Genomic DNA, 380 nt, shown 5'->3' with positions numbered 1-380 from the left:
AAAGCCTCCCTGGTGAAATTAGCGCTGTGGAACCACCCGATCCCATCCCGAACTCGGAAGTGAAACGCAGCTGCGCCGATGGTAGTGTGGCTCAAGCCATGCGAGAGTAGGTCATCGCCAGGGTTTATACCCAAAACCCCGCTGCTCACGCAGCGGGGTTTTTCTTATTAAGTGAAGGCACTGCATTTTCCGGGTCCCTTCCGCCCCAAGGGCAAGATCGCGAAGCTGGCGCTGCAAGCGCTGCTGCAACCGTCTCCCTGGTGAAATTAGCGCTGTGGAACCACCCGATCCCATCCCGAACTCGGAAGTGAAACGCAGCTGCGCCGATGGTAGTGTGGCTCAAGCCATGCGAGAGTAGGTCATCGCCAGGGTTTACACCC

Annotated in this window: 2 rRNA genes; both read left to right on the top strand. The window is 57.9% G+C overall.

What is annotated here, in order from left to right:
• Positions 1–8: 8 nt before the first annotated feature.
• A 5S ribosomal RNA gene (gene rrf / locus VG561_RS21200) occupies positions 9–123 on the top strand.
• Positions 124–256: 133 nt separating this feature from the next.
• Positions 257–371: ribosomal RNA gene (gene rrf / locus VG561_RS21195) — 5S ribosomal RNA — on the top strand.
• Positions 372–380: the final 9 nt, after the last annotated feature.

The organism is Stenotrophomonas sp. CASM110 (assembly GCF_049384345.1).
Taxonomy (GTDB): Bacteria; Pseudomonadota; Gammaproteobacteria; order Xanthomonadales; family Xanthomonadaceae; genus Stenotrophomonas; species Stenotrophomonas muris.
Note: the sequence above shows the minus strand (reverse complement) of the source record. Positions and strands in the feature narration are given on the sequence as shown.